The sequence below is a fragment of the Microcoleus sp. B5-D4 genome (assembly GCF_036705145.1).
Lineage (GTDB): Bacteria > Cyanobacteriota > Cyanobacteriia > Cyanobacteriales > Microcoleaceae > Microcoleus.
The window spans coordinates 61,422-82,815 of record NZ_JAUBTV010000025.1 but is presented as its reverse complement, the minus strand read 5'-3'; the positions used below and the strand labels follow the sequence as shown (position 1 = coordinate 82,815).

At 47.1% G+C, this 21,394-nt stretch carries 20 protein-coding genes; 7 read left to right on the top strand and 13 right to left on the bottom strand.

What is annotated here, in order from left to right; all coding sequences use genetic code 11:
• The 3 genes from iscB to QUB10_RS14400 all read right to left on the bottom strand — a co-directional run.
• A partial coding sequence (iscB, locus tag QUB10_RS14410; RefSeq protein ID WP_333203089.1) for an RNA-guided endonuclease IscB occupies positions 1-821 on the bottom strand: 821 nt, incomplete at its 3' end.
• A 218-nt stretch (positions 822-1,039) separates the two neighbouring features.
• The gene (locus QUB10_RS14405) at positions 1,040-1,444 is read right to left on the bottom strand and encodes a tetratricopeptide repeat protein (RefSeq protein ID WP_333203087.1); all 405 of its coding nucleotides are present in this window, start codon (positions 1,442-1,444) and stop codon (positions 1,040-1,042) included.
• An 89-nt stretch (positions 1,445-1,533) separates the two neighbouring features.
• The gene (locus tag QUB10_RS14400; protein ID WP_333203085.1) at positions 1,534-2,433 is read right to left on the bottom strand and encodes a DUF928 domain-containing protein; all 900 of its coding nucleotides are present in this window, start codon (positions 2,431-2,433) and stop codon (positions 1,534-1,536) included.
• Between the two features lie 45 nt (positions 2,434-2,478).
• Between QUB10_RS14400 and QUB10_RS14395 the strand changes: the two genes are divergently transcribed.
• The gene (locus tag QUB10_RS14395) at positions 2,479-2,697 is read left to right on the top strand and encodes a hypothetical protein (RefSeq protein WP_333203083.1); all 219 of its coding nucleotides are present in this window, start codon (positions 2,479-2,481) and stop codon (positions 2,695-2,697) included.
• Between the two features lie 93 nt (positions 2,698-2,790).
• Here the strand turns inward: QUB10_RS14395 and QUB10_RS14390 are convergent, their stop codons facing one another.
• Positions 2,791-4,773, bottom strand: coding sequence for a CHASE2 domain-containing protein (locus tag QUB10_RS14390; RefSeq protein WP_333203081.1), 1,983 nt, complete (start codon positions 4,771-4,773; stop codon positions 2,791-2,793).
• Between the two features lie 95 nt (positions 4,774-4,868).
• Positions 4,869-5,540 carry a response regulator transcription factor gene (locus tag QUB10_RS14385; protein WP_333203079.1) on the bottom strand — a complete coding sequence of 224 codons (672 nt, stop codon included), beginning with the start codon at positions 5,538-5,540 and terminating at the stop codon, positions 4,869-4,871.
• 362 nt (positions 5,541-5,902) lie between these two features.
• Here QUB10_RS14385 and QUB10_RS14380 point away from each other — a divergent pair, with 362 nt between their 5' ends.
• Positions 5,903-6,721 carry a methyltransferase domain-containing protein gene (locus QUB10_RS14380; RefSeq protein ID WP_333203077.1) on the top strand — a complete coding sequence of 273 codons (819 nt, stop codon included), beginning with the start codon at positions 5,903-5,905 and terminating at the stop codon, positions 6,719-6,721.
• A gap of 603 nt (positions 6,722-7,324) precedes the next feature.
• Here the strand turns inward: QUB10_RS14380 and QUB10_RS14375 are convergent.
• The 7 genes from QUB10_RS14375 to QUB10_RS14345 form a co-directional block, all read right to left on the bottom strand.
• Positions 7,325-7,984, bottom strand: coding sequence for an MAE_28990/MAE_18760 family HEPN-like nuclease (locus tag QUB10_RS14375; protein WP_333203075.1), 660 nt, complete (start codon positions 7,982-7,984; stop codon positions 7,325-7,327).
• On the bottom strand, positions 7,984-9,090 hold the full coding sequence (locus QUB10_RS14370) for a DUF262 domain-containing protein (protein ID WP_333203073.1): 1,107 nt from the start codon (positions 9,088-9,090) through the stop codon (positions 7,984-7,986). The genes QUB10_RS14375 and QUB10_RS14370 overlap by 1 nt, the downstream gene beginning before the upstream one ends.
• Before the next feature lie 163 nt (positions 9,091-9,253).
• Positions 9,254-9,850: a Uma2 family endonuclease gene (locus tag QUB10_RS14365; protein ID WP_333203071.1), complete on the bottom strand. Its 597-nt coding sequence runs from the start codon at positions 9,848-9,850 to the stop codon at positions 9,254-9,256.
• A gap of 78 nt (positions 9,851-9,928) precedes the next feature.
• Positions 9,929-12,142 (bottom strand): phosphoketolase, encoded by a 2,214-nt coding sequence (locus tag QUB10_RS14360; protein WP_333203069.1) that lies wholly within the window; start codon positions 12,140-12,142, stop codon positions 9,929-9,931.
• Positions 12,143-12,359: 217 nt separating this feature from the next.
• Positions 12,360-13,583 (bottom strand): COP23 domain-containing protein, encoded by a 1,224-nt coding sequence (locus QUB10_RS14355; protein ID WP_333203067.1) that lies wholly within the window; start codon positions 13,581-13,583, stop codon positions 12,360-12,362.
• A 399-nt stretch (positions 13,584-13,982) separates the two neighbouring features.
• Positions 13,983-14,225, bottom strand: coding sequence for a hypothetical protein (locus tag QUB10_RS14350; protein ID WP_333203065.1), 243 nt, complete (start codon positions 14,223-14,225; stop codon positions 13,983-13,985).
• 122 nt (positions 14,226-14,347) lie between these two features.
• Positions 14,348-14,956: a COP23 domain-containing protein gene (locus tag QUB10_RS14345; protein ID WP_333203063.1), complete on the bottom strand. Its 609-nt coding sequence runs from the start codon at positions 14,954-14,956 to the stop codon at positions 14,348-14,350.
• A gap of 679 nt (positions 14,957-15,635) precedes the next feature.
• On the opposite strand from QUB10_RS14345, the gene QUB10_RS14340 reads away from it, so the two are divergent.
• Positions 15,636-16,241, top strand: coding sequence for a hypothetical protein (locus QUB10_RS14340; protein WP_333203061.1), 606 nt, complete (start codon positions 15,636-15,638; stop codon positions 16,239-16,241).
• Positions 16,242-16,379: 138 nt separating this feature from the next.
• Positions 16,380-17,756: a cytochrome P450 gene (locus tag QUB10_RS14335; RefSeq protein ID WP_333203059.1), complete on the top strand. Its 1,377-nt coding sequence runs from the start codon at positions 16,380-16,382 to the stop codon at positions 17,754-17,756.
• A gap of 539 nt (positions 17,757-18,295) precedes the next feature.
• Here the strand turns inward: QUB10_RS14335 and QUB10_RS14330 are convergent.
• On the bottom strand, positions 18,296-18,583 hold the full coding sequence (locus QUB10_RS14330) for a hypothetical protein (protein ID WP_333203057.1): 288 nt from the start codon (positions 18,581-18,583) through the stop codon (positions 18,296-18,298).
• Between the two features lie 494 nt (positions 18,584-19,077).
• Between QUB10_RS14330 and QUB10_RS14325 the strand changes: the two genes are divergently transcribed.
• The 3 genes from QUB10_RS14325 to thrC all read left to right on the top strand — a co-directional run bounded on the left by QUB10_RS14325 (position 19,078) and on the right by thrC (position 21,241).
• On the top strand, positions 19,078-19,338 hold the full coding sequence (locus QUB10_RS14325) for a MoaD/ThiS family protein (protein WP_015179186.1): 261 nt from the start codon (positions 19,078-19,080) through the stop codon (positions 19,336-19,338).
• Positions 19,339-19,399: 61 nt separating this feature from the next.
• Positions 19,400-19,597: a hypothetical protein gene (locus QUB10_RS14320; protein ID WP_333203055.1), complete on the top strand. Its 198-nt coding sequence runs from the start codon at positions 19,400-19,402 to the stop codon at positions 19,595-19,597.
• 345 nt (positions 19,598-19,942) lie between these two features.
• Positions 19,943-21,241: a threonine synthase gene (thrC, locus tag QUB10_RS14315; RefSeq protein ID WP_333154232.1), complete on the top strand. Its 1,299-nt coding sequence runs from the start codon at positions 19,943-19,945 to the stop codon at positions 21,239-21,241.
• Positions 21,242-21,394 lie beyond the last annotated feature (153 nt).

Sequence of the window (21,394 nt, the reverse complement as noted above, 5' to 3'; positions counted from 1 at the left end):
GCGTTAACTGCCGCTGCATCTTTCAATGGGGTTTTAGCTTGACTCATTATTTTCTTGAGAACTTCGGGCTTTTTCTTAAGAAAATCCTTGACATCTTGAGTCCCCTTTTTGAGGTTACATTTTTCGCAAGCTAAGCACAGGTTGGAAACACGATTACTGCCGCCCTTGGCGCGTGGGTTGATATGTTCGACTTGCAGCGGTAAATTTTCACTACCACAGTAAGCACACTTCCGATTCCATTTTTCGAGTAAGTATTGCCTAACCTCGTAGCCTTGCAATTCCCCTTGCTGATACTCAACGCCAGAAATCTCTGGATTTTGCATTTTTTGAGTGTCAAAGCTTACTAACTCGAAAGCAATTGATTGGATGGGTGCTAGCTTGCGAAGGCGAGAAACCCACGTCATAGTCGTTAATACTCGGTGCTGCAAGCTCGGAGGCAGCCAGCCTTTCGGACGAGTACGATTTAAGAATCTCGCTTTTCGATAACGAGTTTTGCGGTTACGGCGGTTGCGTCGAACGGCTCGACGGGTTTCAAGTCGAGATTTGATGGCTTGACCCCGATGGGTGACTTGGGCGCCCCAAATGACTTGGGTTCCCTGAACCAAAGCTATGCCATTCGTTTTGCTACCAGGGTCGATGCGGATTTCAATTGGTTCTGGTAGATCGTTGACCGATTTTCCCAGAATAATTGTAAATGGGTACAGTCTGAAAACCTTTGCTTTGCCTGCATTTAACAGCTTTCTAGCTATCACTGGCAGGCACGGAGTTAGAGGTTTTTTGTCAGCGTCAAGTACGAATACTTGATTGGGGGTTTTAGACATGGTTGCGTCTATTCCTAATTAGTAAAGGTTGCCTCGGCATAGTTATTGGGCGGTACTTTCTCCACAGCACTGGCTTTACAAATCCTTGCCTGTTTAACTGCGAAGTTATAGTGCTTGGGGCTGGCACGCACCCCAAGGTATGAACTTTAACGCTCCCTAATAACGAAAGCCGGGACTTACTGAGCTATTTCGGGATTTATCCAGAAATGTCGAGGATTTTAGTAAGTCTGCTGTCCATACTCGATCGCTTTGGCATAATTGCCCAGAGATTTGTAAGCGATTCCCAAATTGCCTAGTGCTGCCCATTCTCCGTCGCGGTCTTTAATTTCGCGGGTGATGACTAAACTCTGCTGCATATACTCAATGGCTTTGGCATAGTTGCCCAGATAGCGGTAAGCACCTCCCAAATTGTTCAGTACCCCACCTTCCCCTTCGTGGTTTTTGAGGGCGCGATAAATTTGCAGTGCCTGTTGCCAAGAATTTAGCGCTGCCGGGAATTGGCGAGTCTGAAATTGTTGGTTGCCCTGCTGCCACAGTCGATCGGCCTCTGCTTGACGAGCATCCGTAGTTTGAGCAGCAGCCGGGAGTGAGAAATGCGGAGGAATGTAAAAGGCAACAGACAAAAGGCAAAAGGCGAGGGGAAAGAGAAAGCCTGATCGCACTTTACGATTACTGGATTTGAGCAGTTTTAGCGAGAAAGGCTTCATGGGATTTAGGGTTTGGGTTGAGGGGGTTGGCGCTGTCCTTGACGCTGTTGTTCGATCGCCCTAATTTGTCGCAATCGATCGCTCCATTCCTTCAAAGGTTCGGCTTCCGAACTAGCGAGAGCATCTAGCAATTCCAGCACGGCCGCTTGGTTTTGAGAAGTCTCAGAAGTTTTCCGCGCTTCTGCGATCGCGTCATACCACAGCCCAGACTCCGCATACAGGTCGATCCGCTGTTGGGGAGTTTGGGCGGCTGCAAGTTGAGTCTGCAACGACGCCGCAGGCCCAACGACTTGGATTTCTGCAGCCGCCACCACATTCCTCGAAGGAACATTCGGATCGCACACCAACACCACTTGCCACTGATAGGATTGCCCGATCGACAGTTGGGGCAGATTTGAGGGCAAAGCAACCGACATGATTCCTGGCTGACTCTGCATCTCGGTTCTGTAGAGAAGTTGTCCCGTGCGAGTAAACAGCCTCAATTGCAGCGGACGGGGAGTGCGATCGGGTACAAACCAGGTAAAGGTCGGATGCCCAGAAATCGTCTCTCCTACATGGCTAAACGGCACTAAGGCAGTCAATCTCGCCGATGAATTAGCTTCACAACTGCCGCCGCGAGTCGTATTCGTCCCCGTGTCTTTTGGTTTAGAAGGGTTTTCAGGAGGAGTGTATTTTGCCAGCACTACAGGAGCGATCCAGAACGAAACACTCAGCATTAAACTCGCAATGCCGGCAGAGTAAATGGTTCGACGCTTCAACTCGTGAGTCATCATCGCAATTCCCTCTGTAACTATTTCTACAGTAATCAACAATACACAAACACCATAGAGGACTGCCCACAAGCTTCGTTTGCGGGAAGGTGCAAAGATATTGGTGTCAGCAAGCCGTAGGGGCGGGTTCGCCAAGGGCCTTAAAGCTTGCAGACAGGTTAAATAAACCCGCCCTGCCCCATGAAAAATCCCCTTGCTGACATTGGTACAAGATGTCAGTTAGATATGACATCTTGCAGCACGATCGATTTGGGGGTTATTCGGAGTCGGGCGGGTTTATTTAACCTATTTGCTACGTTTTTGACTGTTGGCGAACCCGCCCCTTGTATCTTAAAAGAGGTAGATTGCGATTTACTGTTGGGTGGGGGCGGGTTTATTCAGATTGTGGGTACTTGTTAGATATTGTTGGTGAACCCGCCCCTACGGCTAATTGAGAATGCTGCAATATCTCATCTCAATTAGCTCCGATTTGACAAGGGTGAACCCAACCAATTACCAGAACCACCGCCGTTTCGCTGACCAGGTTAACTCGCACACTGTCCCCTTCGGTTGATTCGGGTAGCGCCGAAATGCTCCGCCTAACTGTTTGGCTAAGTTCTTTGCAAGCTGGGTTCCTAATCCTGAAGGTTGAAGTTTAGGGTTTGGATCTTCTGTTATTTCCCGGTCTCGATCCATTTGAGCCAAGCTAAGCGTTTCTGACTGAGACGGTTTCCCCCTACCATTATCCGCCACCCGAATCACCTGCCGATCGCCTTCTTGAGTGCAAATTACGGTCAAGCGAGTGGCTTCGATCGCGTGTTTGCCGACATTGCAGAGCGCTTCTTCCAGAAAGCGGCAGAGTGCTCGCTTGTGTTCCAACCGCAGATGCGAGGTGTTCAAGGGATCGAACTGCACAATTTTGAATTTGAGCGTTTTGAGGTAAGGCAGTTCTTGTTCGAGCGTGTTGGAATAGACCTTGTAGAGCAATTCATGCAATGGAGCCTGCAGGGCCAATTCGATCGCACTTCCCATGCGGAGATGCGGTTCATCTGCGATCGCGTCTCGTTGCACAGAGCCGTAAACTGCCCGCAATTCTTGATTCAAGCGTTGCAACTCCGGTAGAAATAACGGCGGTGTGGCTTGTTCTTGAGCAGTTCTCAAAATCACAACCAATGTTTGTAACGGGCCGCTATGAATTGCATTAAAGGTCTGCTCGATCGCAAATTGACGTTCCTCCAACCGCAGTCGGAGTTCCTGTTCGTGGCGATAAAATAACGCTGCCGTCAACCCAGCCCCATTCAACACGAGTACGAGCAATACAGGTACGATCGGCACCCACCATCCCAAAAGAATCAGCCAGTAACAGAGCGCGATCGGGCTAATGCTTGCGACTAAGAGCCCGATCACAATTTTCCAGGGCGATCGCAGAAATTGTCCCAAACTCATCCCCAACAGTCCCCAGACCGCAATCCAGAGCGTTTCCCAGCCCTCCCCCCAAACCTGAAGCAACGGCCGCCGATCGAGCACCGCGCTAATCATCTGGCTGGTTTCGTGGGCTTGCATTTCGACTCCGTAAATGCGTCCGGGATTGATACCTGCGATCGCACCCGAACTTGCCAAATCCTTCGCGCTAAAAGACATCATCCCAATCAGCACAATTTTGCCTCGAATCCAGTTCGGGTTGACCTGTCCCGATTTGATTTGGGCCAGGGAAAGCACGCGAAATGGCATTGTCCCGCTGCGAACATTCAGTAAAATTTGGTTCCCGCCTGCATCCGCCCCCACATATCCGCCAGAGTTTGACTGCACTCTGGTAAATTCAATGCTGCCAAAGCGCATCGCCTCCGGATCGCGAATTCCATTACCTAGCTTAATTCCTCGGGTTGCTAAATAGAGTTCGGCCAGCCGGAGCGCGAAGGAAAAACGGTATTCCTGTCGATCGTTGTTAGTGCCCAATAAACTGCGGCGCTGGTAGCCATCCGCATCTAGTACGAAATCTGCAAAGCCAACCTGTTCGGGTGGTAGCGCGGGCGGAGGTTTGACGATAAAGCCACTGCGATCGGGCAAAGCAATCTCCACTCCGATCGCATTCTTGCTGCTGCGAAACACCGATTTTAGTTCAGCATGACCTGGTTCCACCGGAATATCGCGGACAATATCCAGCCCGATCGCGATCGGTTGATACGTTTGCAAGCGTTTGAGTAAATCGGCAATATCGCGATCGGGAATCGGATAAGTTCTAGCGCGTTGAATATCTTCCTCAGTGATGCCGACAATTACAATCCGTTCATCCATTGACTCAGGAGGACGCAAACGCAGAAATCGATCGAACGCAACCAACTCCCAAAACTGAAGCGCACCGCTCAATCTAGCCATCATCACAGCGACAATCACCATCACCCCTGGAAGCGCTCCTCGTCCCCAAGTCGTGACGCCCGCTTTCACTGCTTGCCATCGATCGGGCTTCATAATAATGTCCGGTTGAATAGTTATCATACTTTTGTACGACTGTTTGGCCGATGCCCGATGCCCGATGCCCGATGCCCGATGCCCCTACAGGATTTATAAGTAATTAACCAGACTTGATATCACTAATCAATCAATCCTTGTTCCCTAGCTCGCACTTCCGTTTGAATCCGCAGATTCTTATTATCATCAGGATACACCTCTAGCACATCTCGAATCTTAGTCCAGTAATACTGCACAGTGCGTTCAGAAACATTCATCCGTTTGGCGATCGCAGTATCCTGTAAGCTCTCTTGAAAAGCAAATTGCAACACCTGCATCCAGGCGGGTTTGAGTTGCAGCCCATTGCGGATCTCTCTGGGTGTATAAATCCGCTCGTGCAGCGCCCAATCAACCATTGCCAGCAAGTCTTTCATCGGCTGACTCTTATCGACAACTGTGAAGCCGCCCATGTGATTGTCGATCGACGGTTTCAGCCAAACTAAAGTCCGAACATGGGCACTCTGCACCACAATATTCAGACTCGGATACTGCTCCATCAACGTTTTGAGGAGTTGAAGCCCTGAATTTGCTTGAGCTATTGCGCCGCTCGTCTCTGGCATCACCAGATCCACAATCACCAAATCCGGGGTAGTCTGCGCTATTTGCTGAAGGGCTGCCTGAGCAGTCGGAGCCGTCAGAATGTCTGCCTCTGGATATTCTTGCTTCAGAATGTTAAGCGTGCCACCTAACACCATCGCATGGTCATCCACAACTAAAAATGTTCGTTTCTCCGGTTGAGCTAGAGTTTTGGGCATAGTGCATAAAATAAAAATAGTAAGGGATGCCGGAAAATCAGCGTCTTTAGTTTAGGTAATCCGTCATCTTCTTACAATAGAGGAATTACCGGGTTTCCGTCCTGCATCTGTCCGCCAACTGTGGTTGTGGAGGTCGGCAACGAGAATTGCGCTAAAGCGCAGTTCTGATGATTGTGTTGCAAAATCCGCACTTCATCGGAATTATTGATCTCTCTCTTCTCGAACTCTGCGTTCTCTGCGTCCTCTGTGGTTAAATCATTCCCATGCCACCGGAAACGATCTTACGCACAGATAACTCGATCGGAGATTTGATTATATTTCTATTATAATCCTGGTATCCTAGTAAAAATAAGGATAATTTCATGCCAGCAGAAGGTTCGTATCAAGCGATCACGTACAATCTGGAATTTGAGGGAGAAATCCAACGGTTAAAAGCTCAAGTTCTCCTCAGTTGGGAAAAGGAAGCGCGCACTTTAAAGTGGTTCGGTTTAGCCGACGGGATGAATGTTTTAGAAGCCGGTAGCGGGCCGGGATTTTTCACCGAAAAACTGTTAGAATTGCTGCCAAACAGTTCGGTAACAGCGGTAGAAATTGACCCGGTACTGCACGAAAAAGCAGTAGCATATTTGCAGGACAAAGGGGGCGATCGAGTAAATCGCATCCAAGCATCTATTGCGGATACTGGTTTGGCGGCTAACACTTTCGATTTTGCGATCGCCCGTTTGCTGTTCGTTCACCTCCCAGAGCCCGTCGCAGCAGCTAGAGAAATATTCCGCATCTTGAAGCCTGGGGGAAAACTGGTGATTATTGATAGCGATGCGGATCTGTTTTGGCTGACAAATCCCCCCCTGTCAGTCCAGATTGTCAGGGAGAAATTCAAGCAGGTAATGGCATCGCGGGGCGGCAATTTATCCGTCGGGCGAAATCTGTGCCGCATTCTCAAAGAAGCTGGGTTTGTTAGCGTTGATTTAGAAGCCGTTGTCAGCCACAGCGATATAATAGGAATTGAAGCGTTCCAACCTTTACTTGACTCCGGGCCCATTTTGCAATTGGTCAAACAAGGGCTGATTTCAGAGTCGGAAATAGCCAGCTATCTGGTTTCGCGGGATGAGTTTGTCGCTGCGGGCGATCGATCGATGATGAGTTTTTGGTTGATGGCTTGCGGGGAAAAAAATCAATAAAATTAAAACACATATTTCACACAATATTGATGTCCAGTCGCAGCACAACCTCTAGCACTCTCGCTACATTCCCAGCTAACAAAGCAAAGTTATTTAACAGCAAACCCAGAAAAACTTCAGAATAAATTATCCCCTCAGCATTAGGTTAAAGCTGCACGTATAGCTCTAGAATCGTATCATATCAAATCCGGTAGCATCATCGGGCGTCAAATCCAGTCAACAGCCAAAAATCACGAACGGTGCCACCGGACTCGATCTAATCCATCTGCGTTAATCTGTGTTTATCTGCCCTCATCTGCGGTGAAAAAAAGAGAAAATTTTAACCGTAGATGACAAGGGATTGACGCTGATTCACGCAGATGAAGGAAGAGAGATAGGAATAATTTAGTAACTTTACGCCTACAAGTCTAACCAATCGTTGGAGTCAATCGCGCAAAGGTTGTTTATGAGAGCCAATGGTTGTCCGTGTCGGCTCAACTTTACCCTTATGCTCGATCGTACATCTGGTTGTATCGGTAATTCAATGTGAAATGAACTAAATGCTGGGATTGGCGATTGTACATCCGCGACTAAGCTTCAAACCACTCTAAAAAAATAACTTATCTAAGGTGAATTCCGCATATAATCCTTATTAACAGCAGCATTTTCTATCTGATTACGAAATACATCAAGCATTGCCATAATTTCTGTGTGTAACTCTATATACTCTTCTCTGTCAACAGTCAAATAGTTACCATGTGCAATTTCGTTTCTTGTTTTCAAAAGCTTGATATCGATTAATACCCGCTTAGTAGAGTATACAGAAAACTCTATCCCCAGAGTATAACTTATTTCTTGCAAAATGTCAGAAGACAGATTGGATGCAGTAGAAATTGCATCTTTGTCTTTGTATGGCAAAGAGCATTTAGTATGTAAGTTAGAAAGGAAGAAATCACAAACAGGTATATATAATGATGGTTTATTGGTGTCTTTAGCCTCATTCAATTTTGTCTTCATTGCCAGAGCTAGAAAATTGCTACTAAGCTGATCGTAGCGAAGCTTTTGCATCGCAACATACTCTAGGTAACTATTTGATGCTAATTTGACAAAACCTTCCCAATGGGCATAGAGAATACATATTCCACTCCGAATCAACGCACTATGCCTTGAAGAAGAAACATTTCTCGATTCTACCAAGGATTTGAGTTCCGAAAGTTCCTTCTTTCGCCAAGCAAGATCGGTGGAAAGCTTATCACTTAATTGTTCAGCAGTTCGGATACTCATTAGGGGGAAAATACTTCTCTACCCAGCGGAATTAGGTAAGGTAAACGTCTTGTAGCATTGAACCCTCCTCCCGACCGTGTTTGATAAGTTGGATGCGACCAAATACCTTTTATTTTATCAGATATCAGGTTTGTTTGAGGTAGATGTTTATAGTTGTATCCGATTCCCAATGCTACCACTTCATATGCCGATAATAGAAAACCACCCAAAAACCTGTCTTGTTCAGGTTTATATTTCTTGAAACTATCCTCACCTATAGTTTCATCAAGAAGATCGAATGTTGTCTTGAATGCGGTTTCTATGTGGTGATAATCTAACTCTTTATTAGAAGCAACTTTACGCATTTTTTCGGTTAGGAAAACGTGAACATCACCACCCAATTTTTTAACGCTGATATCATCCTTATCAAATAGAAGTATGAAACGTAATACTAATTCCATATCATACTGTTCTTCATAGAGTCTATCACTTAAAGCAGTGCATTTTTTGAAGGGTTCATAATCTGCCAGTGAACGCATCAAGTGATATAAATCTTTATTCAACATCAAAAGAATGCAATTTCTCACTTCTTGAGGTGTAGCAACTGAACCTCCTGTATTCAGTCGCTGAAATAGCTCATATTTAATCATTTCATCGCTTTCTTTCTGAACAATATTGACAGCAATTTTTGAGCGTTTAATCAATAAACGCTGTGCTTGGGTGAAAGAATTATCTCGATCCTTTGGGTCGTCCCATTTTTTGCCTTCTAAAGAAGCTAAATATGTAGTTTTTTGTAAAGCTACTGGCTGTGTATTGTTTTCGGATTCATCTTTTTTCAAAATACCGACAAATTCATATATTGTTGATAGTCTCTGAACACCATCTACAACATCCCAAACACCATCATCTCTTTGGCTAACAAAAATTGGTGGAATAGGTATACCTAGCAAAATCGATTCTATGAAGGTTGATTTTTGGTGATCGGACCAACGAAAAAATCTTTGAAAATCTGGATGGATATCGATCTCACTATTTTCATAAAGGCTGATCCACTCTCCAATAGACATTGAGTAGCCATCAGTCCGAATTTCTTGCCTTGTTTTATCAATTTCATCTTGCAGGGACATAGTTCAAGGTGTGTTAAATTTTGTTATGTATAACCATTTCTGTAGAATAGGAATACTTAGCTATTCTACAGTGTTGCGTTACGCTTGACAAAAAGTCAGTGTTTAACCCTGCAATTATAGCAGATCAAGCAATTTGTTGCGTAAATTTTATTAATCGACCACATTACTGTTGCCTAATTCCCTGAATAAACTCAGTTCTTGCCTCAATCCTTGAAGGCATTAAAACGCAGCGTACCAACAATTCTAAATCCAATTCCGGCAGCAACTCACTTCTTAAAACTTGCTCATAATTATCCTCCCGCAACCCATAGACAGCCAACTGATTATTTTCCCAAAACCAGACTTCAGGAATGCGAAGTCGCAGATATTTAGCGAGTTTATTTGTGCTACCGCTAGTAATCGTTACTTCCACGGCTAAATCGGGATGCTCTTTTCTTGAACCTATATAATAAGACTCATCAGGTTCAAATGATACATCTCTTGCCCGGTCTCTGCGAGTGGCACTTCCTACAGGAATATATTCAATTCCCATTTCACAAAAGTAGAGTTGTAGCAAAAAATTAAGAATACAACTGATTGTCTCATGTGCTTCGCCCAGTGTCATAAACTCGATCCACCCATCAAGATAAGTTATCCGCAAACCCGGAGAGTCGGCCATCAAAGATTCGAGATCCTCAAATTGCTCCCAAGTATAATAACCGGGGAGAATCAATCGCTGTTCTGCAAGCGTACCTATTTCTTCTAAAAGTTGTGCTGTCATAGGTATCACCATCCTATTTGAATATTACTAGCCCCTACCCAGCACAAACCAGGCAGGGGCATTCACTCACATTCTAACTTAATGAACTAGCTCGATCGCCCTTTTAGTCAACGCCTCAGCAGTCAACCCATTAAACGCCATCAACTGACCAGCACTAGCAGTAGTTTCCCCCCGCTTCCAAGCGAAAGTATCCCGCTGGCAATTGCTGCGGAGCATCACAGGTTCCAACATCCCAGAAGCGCCGCCTGTCACGCCAATCAAGGCATCTCCGCCAAACATTTCGGCAAATTTCTCATCGCTCAAAAAGCCGCCGTCAGCTTCCGAACAAGTATCCCAAGCAACATCGCTAGCACGGTACAAACGCCGGGGATTCACAACAGAAACAATCCGCACTCCAATCCCTTCTGTTTCCAAAAATGCCGCCGCTTCAAACACTGGCATTAACGTCATGTCGCCGACAACTGCAAACACAACTTTCTTATCTCCTGCTATTTCGTGTAGCACTATTCCACCGTCTTGCAAACCTTGGCGAGTCTGTTCAAAAGTAGTGCGAATTGGCAGTGGCGACTTGCTTGCAGTAATCACAACTCCCTTATTTTTAGCAGTCAAAGCCCACTCGTAACAAGCTTGAATGCTGTTAGCATCCGGTGGAAACAAAGGAAACACATTTCCGTTCCGCATCATCGCCGCAAAATAAGCCTCAATTTCCGGCCTCTGGTGCGTCCAACCGTTGCGGCCTTGTTCCAATGCACCCGCTGTAAATAAAGTTACAGTTGCCGGAGTTGGACGGCGCAATTCTGCCATTGCTTGGGTTACAGTTTGCCAAATTGGTAAACCATTGATGGCAAAAGATTCGTAGGAACACCACAAACTCCGCGCTCCGAATAGCGATAAACCTACAGCTAAACCGGCGCAAGCATCTTCGCTCAAAGGTTCGTAAACTTGACCGTTGGGCGATTGATTGTACAGGTCATCTGTCGTAGGGTGAATAATTTTGAGAGCTTGGTTGATATTGGCAATTGCCGATGCTTCATTGCCGTCAGCATTAGTCACAAGAAAAGTACGATCGCGCTCGCCCACTTTCCCTACCAAAACCCCCATTGCTGTTGTCGAAATCTTCGGTTCTCCCCCAACTGCAAATTCTTCCAAAGGCAATTCGCCTAAATCTGCCAGCGGCAATGTAAACTCAGTAACAACTGTTTTCGCCGCCGGCCCGCCGCCCGCACGCTCGCAATTTGTCCGCACCAATTGCCAAGCAGCAGCAGTCAAAGCGCGATCTTTTAGAGCACTGATAATGTGCGGAGCATCTAGCGTATCTTTCGGATAAAGGTTGTGAGATTTTGCTCCGCGCGCGTGGACGCCGGCACCTTTTAACTGTTTGATAATAAACACAGTTAATTTGCCGCCGAGAGCAGATTTTGCCGCTTTGTCAACTCCTTGTAAAACAGCTTTGGTAAATGCCATGCGCTGTTCGAGCGAAAAAGCAGTGCTGTCCACATAATCTTCCGGTTGATTTTTATCGTCAAATTCCTTAGCATCAACTAAGATAACTTCTTCAAAACCGTTACCTTGCCAATAAGCAATCATTTCAGCATTAGTTTTAGTCGAAACCATGCTGTGATGTTCCTGAGAATATCCGTTCCAAACTAACACTGGCAAAAAGTTAGTAGCTTTGGGATAAGCAGTGTGGAAATGCGCCATGCTGCTCATCGGATAAGGTTCGCCCATGCCGCCGTCGCCCATTGTGAAAGCAAACAGTTTGTCGGGGTGCAAAAGTGCTCCAGCCATTGCGAAATGCTGCCCTTGTCCGAGGGGGCCGGCCGGTGCTAAAAGGCCGGGAATGAAACCGGAAAGATGTCCTAACAAACCGTCTTTTTCTCGGAATTTATCGCGCACTTGCTGCACGTTAACAATTCCCATATCCTCCAAAGATCGATCGAGAAACATGGCACTGTAAAAGCCGGGGGCGTGATGGCCGACTTCGGTGACAATGTTCTTGTGTCCCAGCATCACCAAAGCGGCATAAGCCTCAGCTTGGCTAGCAAACCCCCCTGGATGTCCCGATGCCTTGCTGGCGGTGACTTGCAGTGTCAGGTAGCGCAGCGCGTCTGCTCCCAGCATCGTTTGAAAGACGGCGACGGGATCGGCAGGATCGGCGATCGACTTGCTCCCCTGGGCGATCGCAGGTGTTTTCCCATAAGTATCAAAACCAGGGACTGTTTCAGAAAAATATTGAATGCCTTCGCAAAAAGCGGGCGTTGTTGACTTTGCCTGCGGGGTCGTTGCTGTCATGCTTGATACCTGAAAAATTTGAGTTAGATTAATGTAAGAGTAATTTTATAGCTTCCGTGTTCCAAAAAATCATGAGTTCTATTATGTTAATGATAAATAAGTAAAATCTCTCAAATTTTCAGCTAATAAGTAGTTGTTTGAGACCCCCGACTTTTTTAATAAGTCGGGGGTCTGTGTTTACCCATTACTAATCCCTCTAAAATCTCCAATCGCCAATCTAAAATTGTTCCAGCCGTTCCCGGACATCGATATACAGCACAGTACCGCTTTCAGAAAGAGAAGGCACAGCCTTTTGATTCCGCAGCCAAACAAAAAAACTGCTTAGTGCAGGAGTCGGATCTTGATCGCGGCGCAGCGTGTAGATCAAACCTTCGCAAGGCCCATTAACGCGGCTAGTCGTGCAAATCGCTTGCTGGTTATTTACCATACCCACAGTCACATAATTTAGCTGTTTATTTCGGTTATAATTCTCAAGGCGCTGAGTCACTTGTTGGCAGCGAGTTAGAGGATCGTAACCCGAACTAGAAAAGAAATTAGAATTCCAGCGAATCCAAGGCTCCCTGAACCCTTGCGGATTTTGATACACAGTCACCGGCTCGCCCGTGGAGGTATCGCACACAAATCCTCCATAACCCAGATTCGGTTGGTTTTGACCAGAGGCGCTACTGATAGAAAGATTGCTGAGAATATCCAAGCCGTTACGCTTGTTTTGTGAAAGCAACTCCCTAAAAGCATCGATCGGGATGGCCGCGTTCAACCCGGTTTTTATCTCCTCAATCTGACCGTTCCACTGACTTCTAATTGTGCCAACAGTATCCCCCTGGCCGTGAATTCCTATTACCCTGCCATCAGCATCAAATACAGGCCCGCCGCTCATCCCGCGCCTGGTTACAGCTTGGTAGCGCAGACGATACCCTGATGAGGCGCGGCCCAAGCGAGAAGAGATGATACCAGTCGTAAACTCAAGTTTTCGTTCAACTCCCGAAATTGGCAGCGGATAGCCCGAAACGTAAATAGCAGAACCAACAACAGCACGTTCTGACTCGCCCATTGGTGCTACTGGATACTGTTCTCGGCTCTGAAACTGTATCAAAGCCAAGTCTATATCCGTGTCATTTTTAGGTAGGCGCTGTATTCTAATCGCAGCATAGTCCTTCTCCAAATGAGTGCGAATGCTGTATTTTTGAGCGAGGCTTGCCACCACATGATTAGCTGTCAGAACAGTGTAAATATTACCCTGTTTGGCAATAATTACTCCCGATCCACTAGCAAAAAAACCCAGCGTATTGTTGACTTCCACAGTTGTCAACGTCGCTAGCTGGGCAATTTCTTCGGCTGTTTTGGCACAAGCAGCATATTGTTGGCTGACAACCGCCGTCACTGTTAATGCACCTGTCAAGATGATTGTCAGCGCGTCAAACCGCAAACTCCACACATTCATCGATAACTCCCTAGATGAAACGAGGCGAACTGCAAATATATACTAATCGGAATTACCCAACTGGATTTAACCATTTTTTCCAATAATTCCGCTGTTGGTTCACTTCCCTCTTCAAAAGCATAGACGCCCAAATTTGGATCTCGATACTTGCCCCTACAGTTAATCCCAATCAAGAAACCTTTGGTATTAAAAATCGGGTCGCGACTCCTACCGATTTTAACCTCATTTCTATAACCCAAGCTATAACCTTGAGGCAAAGATTTGGGTAGCAGCACCGAAACGAAGCCCGCGTCAATCGATTTTAGATTTTAGATTTTAGATTTTAGAGGCGGCCCCACGGATAAATGCGGGGGCTTGAGGATTTTCGATTTTCGATTTTCGATTGACTCGACGGATAAATCACGTGGCGGGTACCACATGAAGAAATTCGTGGTCAGCGAAACTCCCAACCTCAGCACTCCCAGGAAAGCCGACTACCAGCATTGCCTCAGACACCGCTCCTGCCTCAAGGCTTAATCGTGCTATTTTATACTCGATCGCGCTGCGAAACAGAACGATCGCCCGATCGGTATCGCCCAGCAGCCTCGGAACTCCTAGCAGTGGGTAGAGGAGGCCGTCCTCGGTGACAAGTCCGATCGCCACAACGTGCTAGTTAGTCAGCACCCTATAGGTTTGGCCCTGCTGGCGGACGGACGATCGTCCCAGAACCAGGAGATATTCCCGTCGGGATGCGTACCGCTGTTTGACGCGCCAAATTTTCCACCTCAATCCTTGGAATTGGTGATCGGATGGAAAATTTGCCAATCTTTAAGGCTGTCGGAAGGGTGGGGAAAAGGGGGCAGTTGCACGCCATCAACAGTGTTTTCCCCTAGCTTTTCGCTGACATCAATGTAAGGAATTTTACTGCTTTCATCAAAAGACGGCATCCCGACATATCCTTGGCGCCAAGCCAACAAATTATACAAAGAGCCGATCGGGTCTTGGCCAGGTCTGAGGGTATAAATCAAATTTTGACACCGCCCATTGACTTGATTCGCCGTGCAGATGACGTTCTGGCCGTTCATTTGGCCCGCAGTAATGTACTTAAGCATTCGTTGGCGACGATAGATTTCGAGGCGTTGACTCACTAATTGACACCGAGTAGCCGGATCGTAGCCAGAACCGGAGAAATAATCGGAAGTCCACTCAATCCAAGGCTCTACGGCACCTTGAGCGTTTTGGTACACCGTCACCGGCGCACGGGTCGAGGTGCGGCACCAGAATCCACTTTCCCCCCGTGATCCCCCACCGTAACTCGGTCCAGAAGCAACCGTCAGGCCGCTGAGGGCGATGGCTGTTGCCGCCAAAACTTTTGTCCATAATTGCTGTTTCATGATTTTTTCCCTGTGTTTTATGAGATTCGGCACAAAAATTACCGAATGCTGCGATAACACCCTTGACAGGCTTATTCGTTACAACTCCGCTGACTTGGGAATTATGTGATTCGCGACTTGACCAGAAACCCGTTTTTACGAAAACACTTCGTTGTAGCCCTTATGCCTGGTTAAAAAACCCGGTTTTTTTGCTCTTGATGCGTAAGTTTTGATATTGTGCGCGACTTGCACGTTTCCTCTAACGGCGATTTCGGCGCTGTTAAAAAAAACGCTCCGAAGCCGAGCTTAAAATGCCCGCGCAAGTCGCAATTCTGTCCTCATTACTACTAATCCAGCTCGGGCTGTCGCAAACCGGAAAGAGGCTCTTTGCCTCAGATATTGGAATGGCTCGAATTGCAAGGGTACATCACACCTAGTGACACGATATTTGATATCACTTACGTGCTCGGTCGCGAGCTTGATCTGCTGAGACAGGTAGACTCCTGGGTTACTGCACTGAAGGGTAAAACCCATCTTGCTGGAGATAACACTAAAATCCAGGTATTAAAAAGAACTCTTAACTTGTTTTCATCTCCGTACTGCGGGAAATACTTCTAAGTGAGTGTAATCAGGGTCTAAGTGCTTTCTACCACCAAAATTCACCCTCCATACACTGACGTTTAGTGGAATATTAAAAACTATGAACCTTATCTGCAAACAGTTAGGATATTTAGGCGTTTGGTTAATTTTGATGGGCGGTAGCAGTTGTTCTAGCTCAGATGCAGCTACCTCAACCGAAAACCAGAGGCAACTCTCAGCCAGCGCCCCTCATTTCCAACACCTACAGCTAACGGGAAATCAAATTGAGGATCGATCGAGTCAATTAACGCAGCCTTCTAACTCTTTTGCCTCAGTTTTAGGCAGTGCTACCCTCTCAGAAAATACTGCCACCGTTACGGTTTATAAGGTAGATAATTTGTGTCAAACTCTGAAGCCGGAAACAGTTACAGGCCCACAGAACCAGTTAATGTCATCGGCGGTTAATGAAGTGTTAAAGCAGCAGATTTTCGATAGTCTTGGTTTGGTTGGTTATCGGCTCAGTATGGATCGCAGCCGGGGAATAGCTACCGTTGATCTGCGAGCATCGGGAAATTCGCGGCAGAAATTGCAAAATCTGTCCAGTTGTCAGATGTTAGGTTTGTTCGGGGGCGTGCGCCAAACTTTAACCAGTTATGCTCCTTGGCAAATCAAAACTGTGCGTTTTACAGAGCTTGGAGAGGACATTTTGAACACCGTTCGAGAATAAGCTATTAAAATTATTGGAGATGGGACTGACGCACTTCTCCCTTTAAAAAACAGGGTTGGGAGGGATTGAATAAACCTTGAAACCCTTTGAGGTTTTTTGATGCTGCTAAGTCCTGTGACCCACACCCAGGTAATTCCTATGACACTACCTAACGGCCCCACAGATCCACCCTTTGTGCAGCTAATTCAATGGATCGGCGATCCGCTGACATACATGGATAAATGTGCCAAACAATACGGCGACATTTTCACAGCTCAAGTGAACAACGGGAAACCATTGGTGATGATCCACCACCCGCAAGCTGTCCAGGAGATGCTCAACAGCAACGCGTTTCACGCTCCAGGCCGCCTGAATAATATTCTCAAACCCATGCTGGGAGAGCAATCCATGATTATGCTCTCAGGAGAAAGGCACAAACGCGAGCGCCAATTATTGATGCCGCCCTTTCACGGGGAACGGATGCGGAACTACGGCCAACTAATTTGCGATATCGCTCAAGATGTTGCCAGCAAATGGTCGGTCGATCGACCTTTTGTAGCCCGCAGCGCGATGCAGGAAGTCACCATGCGGGTAATCTTGCAAGCTGTCTTCGGCATGGATGACGGGCCGCGATTGGAAGAGATCAGGCCCCTACTTGCCTCAGTCCTCGATATGACCAACTCTCCCCTGCGATCGAGCATACTGTTTTTCGGCTGGATGCAGCAAGATTGGGGCTCTTGGAGTCCTTGGGGACGCATGAAACAGCGGCGGCGGAAAATTGACGAACTGATGGACGCGGAAATTGAAGAACGCAGACTCCAACCAGACGCCAACCGCACCGACATTCTCAGCTTAATGATGACCGCGCGCGACGAAAACGGGCAACCAATGACCAATGAAGAATTGCGCGACGAGTTGATGACGCTGCTGTTTGCAGGCCACGAAACCACAGCAACGGCCCTAGCTTGGGCGTTTTACTGGATTCACAGTTTGCCCTCGGTGCGCCAGAAGTTGCTGCAAGAATTGGACAGTTTGGGGGAAAATCCCGACCCGATGGAGATTTTCCGCTTACCTTACCTGAGTGCAGTTTGTCAGGAGACGCTGCGAATTTACCCGGTGGGAATGCTGACATTTGCGCGAGAAGTGCTCACGCCCGTGGAACTGATGGGACATCAACTCGAACCGGGCACGGTTGTCATCGGCTCGATTTATTTGACCCACAGACGGGAGGATTTGTATCCAGAACCGCTGCAATTTAAACCTGAACGCTTTTTGGAGAAACAATTCTCGCCCTACGAGTATTTACCCTTTGGAGGTGGCAGTCGCCGCTGTATCGGCTTGGCGCTGGCGCAGTTGGAGATGAAACTCGTGCTGGCAACCATTTTGCGGGATTTCGACCTAGTATTGGCCGAGAAAAAGCCCGTACAGGCCAAACGCCGAGGGGTGACTTTAGGGCCTGCCGGCGGCGTGCGGATGGCCCTGCTGGGGCGGCGGATGCCGCAGCAGAAGCCTGAACCTGTTGCTAGTGGGGTTTAAAGTCGCAGCAGTTGCAGCGGACGATCGAACTTTGGGCTTTGAGTGCAAACAATTTAGCGAGAATGTGCGATCGTCCGCCAATGCCACCATTTTTTGTAGCACCCGCTACAGATAAATAGCTAGAATCCTTAACCTGTAAGCCTCCCCCCTCTCAATTTTCAAATTCTCAGTCTAAAATAATAGGAGCCTTGCAAACACAGCCGGAAAGCAAAAGTGGGTGATTGCAATAGTCCTCTTGATATCTCAAAAGCCTGCCTGCCATACTTTAAAAACATATGCATACCCTGTTATTCAGCAAGGTCGGAAGCGTGTTGGCATTGCCACCAATCTTCCGGCCTCTTTATTTTTTGGGCTACTTCAGGCATTGGGCACAAGATGCAGAAGGCAAGGCAAAAATATAAATTCTCCCCCTGTCCCCCTCTGCCCCTCTCCCCAATCTAGAGCTTCTGTCTCTCATTGAAATAGAATGCGACAGCAAGTTTAAGGAATCACTAAGGAATAATTAATAACTTGTTCAATCAGCTCCTTTTGCCCTTCTCTCAATCTTCTGTTTTCAGAAATTCCGATACCGAGACAGACTTCGGGAGACTCTCCAGATCTTGAATTTCGCTTTCGTGGGCAAAAAACTCGACTTCTTTGTCGTCAATCTGGATCTGATAGCTAGCGGTAGCTGTCACAACCCGTCGCTTTTTTTTATCTTCTATTAAAACCCAACACACGACAGGTCTTACCCATCTCTCAACGTGCTGGTTTTGCTTGGTACTCCCAAAGGCATACCAGCCTTTAGCTTCAATAATTTGAAGCACTTTAAAATCGTTATTTGCCATATATCTCTATCGCGTTAACTTCAGTATTCTTCTTAGATAGAACGGCTAGCTTGCTAAGCATGGCAAAGGTTTGACCATCCCAAGCCTCACTTGATAACCTGATTTTTTGTCAGGGGAAGCGGGTTGACAAGGCCTTGTCTGCGTTGTTGCCTGCTAAATGTAGTGCAAGCTTTTTGTACTCTCCCACAATTACTGTCAAGTATCTATACCGCATCCTCAAAAATTATTCTCGCATTAGCCTCAACAGCAGCTAACTAGGCCTTAGCTAGCTGCATCTAAGTGGATGCCAACTGCTTCTAACGCCAGGTTGGTGAGAGCGATCGGCATACAATCCTGTTAAGAGTTTTTGCTGCAATCAACTATCATCTTTACCCGGTGGGGTAAAACTTAACTAGAGGTTGCCGCTTTCAATTCTAAGCCTCGGCGCGCCTAATTCGTAATTAATTGTATGGTGTAGTTGATAATTGCCAAACCGTCGATCGCACTCAACAGCCGTGTCTAACTCTTCGATTACCATTACCGTTAAACTGTTCGCCGCCTTCGGTGAAGCCTACGGCGTTTCGGAACTTACCTTAGAACTTCCTCCCGAAACCCCAGTGTCTCAAGTGCTCGAAAGCTCGATCGCCCAATATCCTCAATTAGAACAATGGCGCGATCGCACCCGCTTCGGCCTCAACCTGGAATTCGTCTCCCCCGACACCATCCTCCAAGACGGCGACGAAGTTGTCCTCATCCCTCCCGTCAGCGGCGGGTAGGCTAAGTTGGTTAATCTGAAATGTTGCACCATTCTCAATAAGCTTTTTAGGAACAGGCAAGATGCCTGTTCCACAAAGAGTGAATTTTCTTGTGGAACAGGCATCTTGCCTGTTCTTGAGGATGGTGCAACATTTCGATGTTGCACCATTCTCAATAAGCTATTTAGGAACAGGCAAGATGCCTGTTCCACAAAGAGTGAATTTTCTTGTGGAACAGGCATCTTGCCTGTTCTTGAGAATGGTGCAACATCTCAGTTAATCAAAATTTCGAGGTTTTGTAGTTGTGTTCGATCGCACGACTGCCCAATTCTTAGCCCAAAAAAGATTTATTAAGTTTTGTAACAATTTCGGCGGCAAATCATCCTTGAGCTCGATCGGGCTTGCGTGCAGGCCTGACAATCTGGATTCCCATCCCGATCGTGAAAACAACTCAAATCCTTGTGGTGTGGGCGTCCCGCCCGCCCAAATATCAAAGTTAAATACACCACTTTTTAACTAAAAAATCAATCCCGACTAAAAATATCGGGTATGGTTGACGGGGTAAATTGACCGTGCTAATCTTGCACAAGACTAAGAAAACATCGCAAAACTAGAGAGTTGAGCTATGACCCAGGCCACCAGAACACAATCCACAGCAGCAACCTTCACAGCCCTTAAATGTAAAGAATGCGGTGAAGAGTACGAACTCCAAGCCAAGCACGTCTGCGATTGCTGTTTTGGCCCGCTTGAAGTCAAGTACGACTACGACGCCATCCGCCGCACCGTCACTCGCCAAACCATCGAAGCCGGCCCCAACTCGATCTGGCGCTACCGCGCATTTTTACCAGTCGCTACAGATAACGTCATCGATGTCGGCACGGGGATGACTCCTCTATTAAAATCCCACCGCTTGGCGCGCCGCCTCGGTCTAAAAAATCTTTATATTAAAAACGATGCCGTCAATATGCCCACTCTCAGCTTTAAAGACAGAGTGGTGTCAGTCGCCCTCAGCAGAGCCAGAGAATTGGGTTTCACAACGGTATCCTGTGCCAGCACCGGCAATTTAGCTAACTCCACCGCTGCGATCGCCGCCCACGCCGGACTCGACTGCGTAGTCTTCATCCCCTCCGACTTAGAAGCAGGCAAAGTCCTCGGCACTCTGATTTACAATCCAACTGTCATGGCAGTTCACGGCAACTACGACCAAGTTAACCGTCTCTGTTGCGAAGTCGCCAATACACATGGCTGGGGATTTGTCAATATCAACTTGCGTCCCTACTATTCCGAAGGCTCAAAAACCCTCGGTTACGAAGTTGCCGAACAGCTAGGCTGGCAATTGCCCGATCACATCGTCGCTCCCCTCGCCTCCGGCTCTTTGTTCACAAAAATTTACAAAGGTTTTCAAGAATTCACCGAAGTCGGTTTAGTTGATGAAAAGAAAGTCCGGTTCAGCGGCGCCCAAGCTGACGGCTGTTCCCCCATCGCCCAAGCCTTCCGCGAAGGCCGTGATTTCGTGAAACCGGTGAAACCGAATACAATTGCTAAGTCGATCGCGATCGGCAATCCAGCCGACGGTATGTACGCCTTGGAAATCGCCCGCAAAACAGGCGGCAACATTGAATCCGTCAGCGACACCGAAATCATCGAAGGCATGAAACTGCTAGCAGAAACTGAAGGCATATTCACTGAAACCGCAGGCGGCACCACAATCGCAGTCTTGAAGAAACTCGTAGAAGCAGGTAAAATCAATCCCGATGAAACCACCGTCGTTTACATCACCGGCAACGGTTTGAAAACGCAAGAAGCTGTTCAAGGCTACATCGGCGAACCCATCACCCTCGAACCGAAACTAGAAGCGTTCGAGCGCGCCCTAGAACGCGCCCGCACCCTCGAACGCTTAGAATGGCAACAAGTTTCGGTTTAATAAATAGTCATTAGTCATCAGTCATTAGTCATTAGTTATTAGTTATTAAGCTGTTGACTACTGACTGAGGACTACTGATTAATAGTCATCAGTCATTAGTCATTAGTTATTAGTTATTAGTTATTAAGCTGCTGACTACTGACTACTGACTAC

Coding starts and splice junctions, on each gene's coding strand:
- QUB10_RS14395 (WP_333203083.1), top strand. CDS start 2,479: ATGAAAAATCCCCTTGCTGACATTGGTACAAGATGTCAGTTAGATATG.
- QUB10_RS14390 (WP_333203081.1), bottom strand. CDS start 4,773: ATGATAACTATTCAACCGGACATTATTATGAAGCCCGATCGATGGCAA.
- QUB10_RS14385 (WP_333203079.1), bottom strand. CDS start 5,540: ATGCCCAAAACTCTAGCTCAACCGGAGAAACGAACATTTTTAGTTGTG.
- QUB10_RS14380 (WP_333203077.1), top strand. CDS start 5,903: ATGCCAGCAGAAGGTTCGTATCAAGCGATCACGTACAATCTGGAATTT.
- QUB10_RS14375 (WP_333203075.1), bottom strand. CDS start 7,984: ATGAGTATCCGAACTGCTGAACAATTAAGTGATAAGCTTTCCACCGAT.
- QUB10_RS14370 (WP_333203073.1), bottom strand. CDS start 9,090: ATGTCCCTGCAAGATGAAATTGATAAAACAAGGCAAGAAATTCGGACT.
- QUB10_RS14365 (WP_333203071.1), bottom strand. CDS start 9,850: ATGACAGCACAACTTTTAGAAGAAATAGGTACGCTTGCAGAACAGCGA.
- QUB10_RS14360 (WP_333203069.1), bottom strand. CDS start 12,142: ATGACAGCAACGACCCCGCAGGCAAAGTCAACAACGCCCGCTTTTTGC.
- QUB10_RS14355 (WP_333203067.1), bottom strand. CDS start 13,583: ATGAATGTGTGGAGTTTGCGGTTTGACGCGCTGACAATCATCTTGACA.
- QUB10_RS14345 (WP_333203063.1), bottom strand. CDS start 14,956: ATGAAACAGCAATTATGGACAAAAGTTTTGGCGGCAACAGCCATCGCC.
- QUB10_RS14340 (WP_333203061.1), top strand. CDS start 15,636: ATGAACCTTATCTGCAAACAGTTAGGATATTTAGGCGTTTGGTTAATT.
- QUB10_RS14335 (WP_333203059.1), top strand. CDS start 16,380: ATGACACTACCTAACGGCCCCACAGATCCACCCTTTGTGCAGCTAATT.
- QUB10_RS14330 (WP_333203057.1), bottom strand. CDS start 18,583: ATGGCAAATAACGATTTTAAAGTGCTTCAAATTATTGAAGCTAAAGGC.
- QUB10_RS14320 (WP_333203055.1), top strand. CDS start 19,400: ATGCCTGTTCCACAAAGAGTGAATTTTCTTGTGGAACAGGCATCTTGC.
- thrC (WP_333154232.1), top strand. CDS start 19,943: ATGACCCAGGCCACCAGAACACAATCCACAGCAGCAACCTTCACAGCC.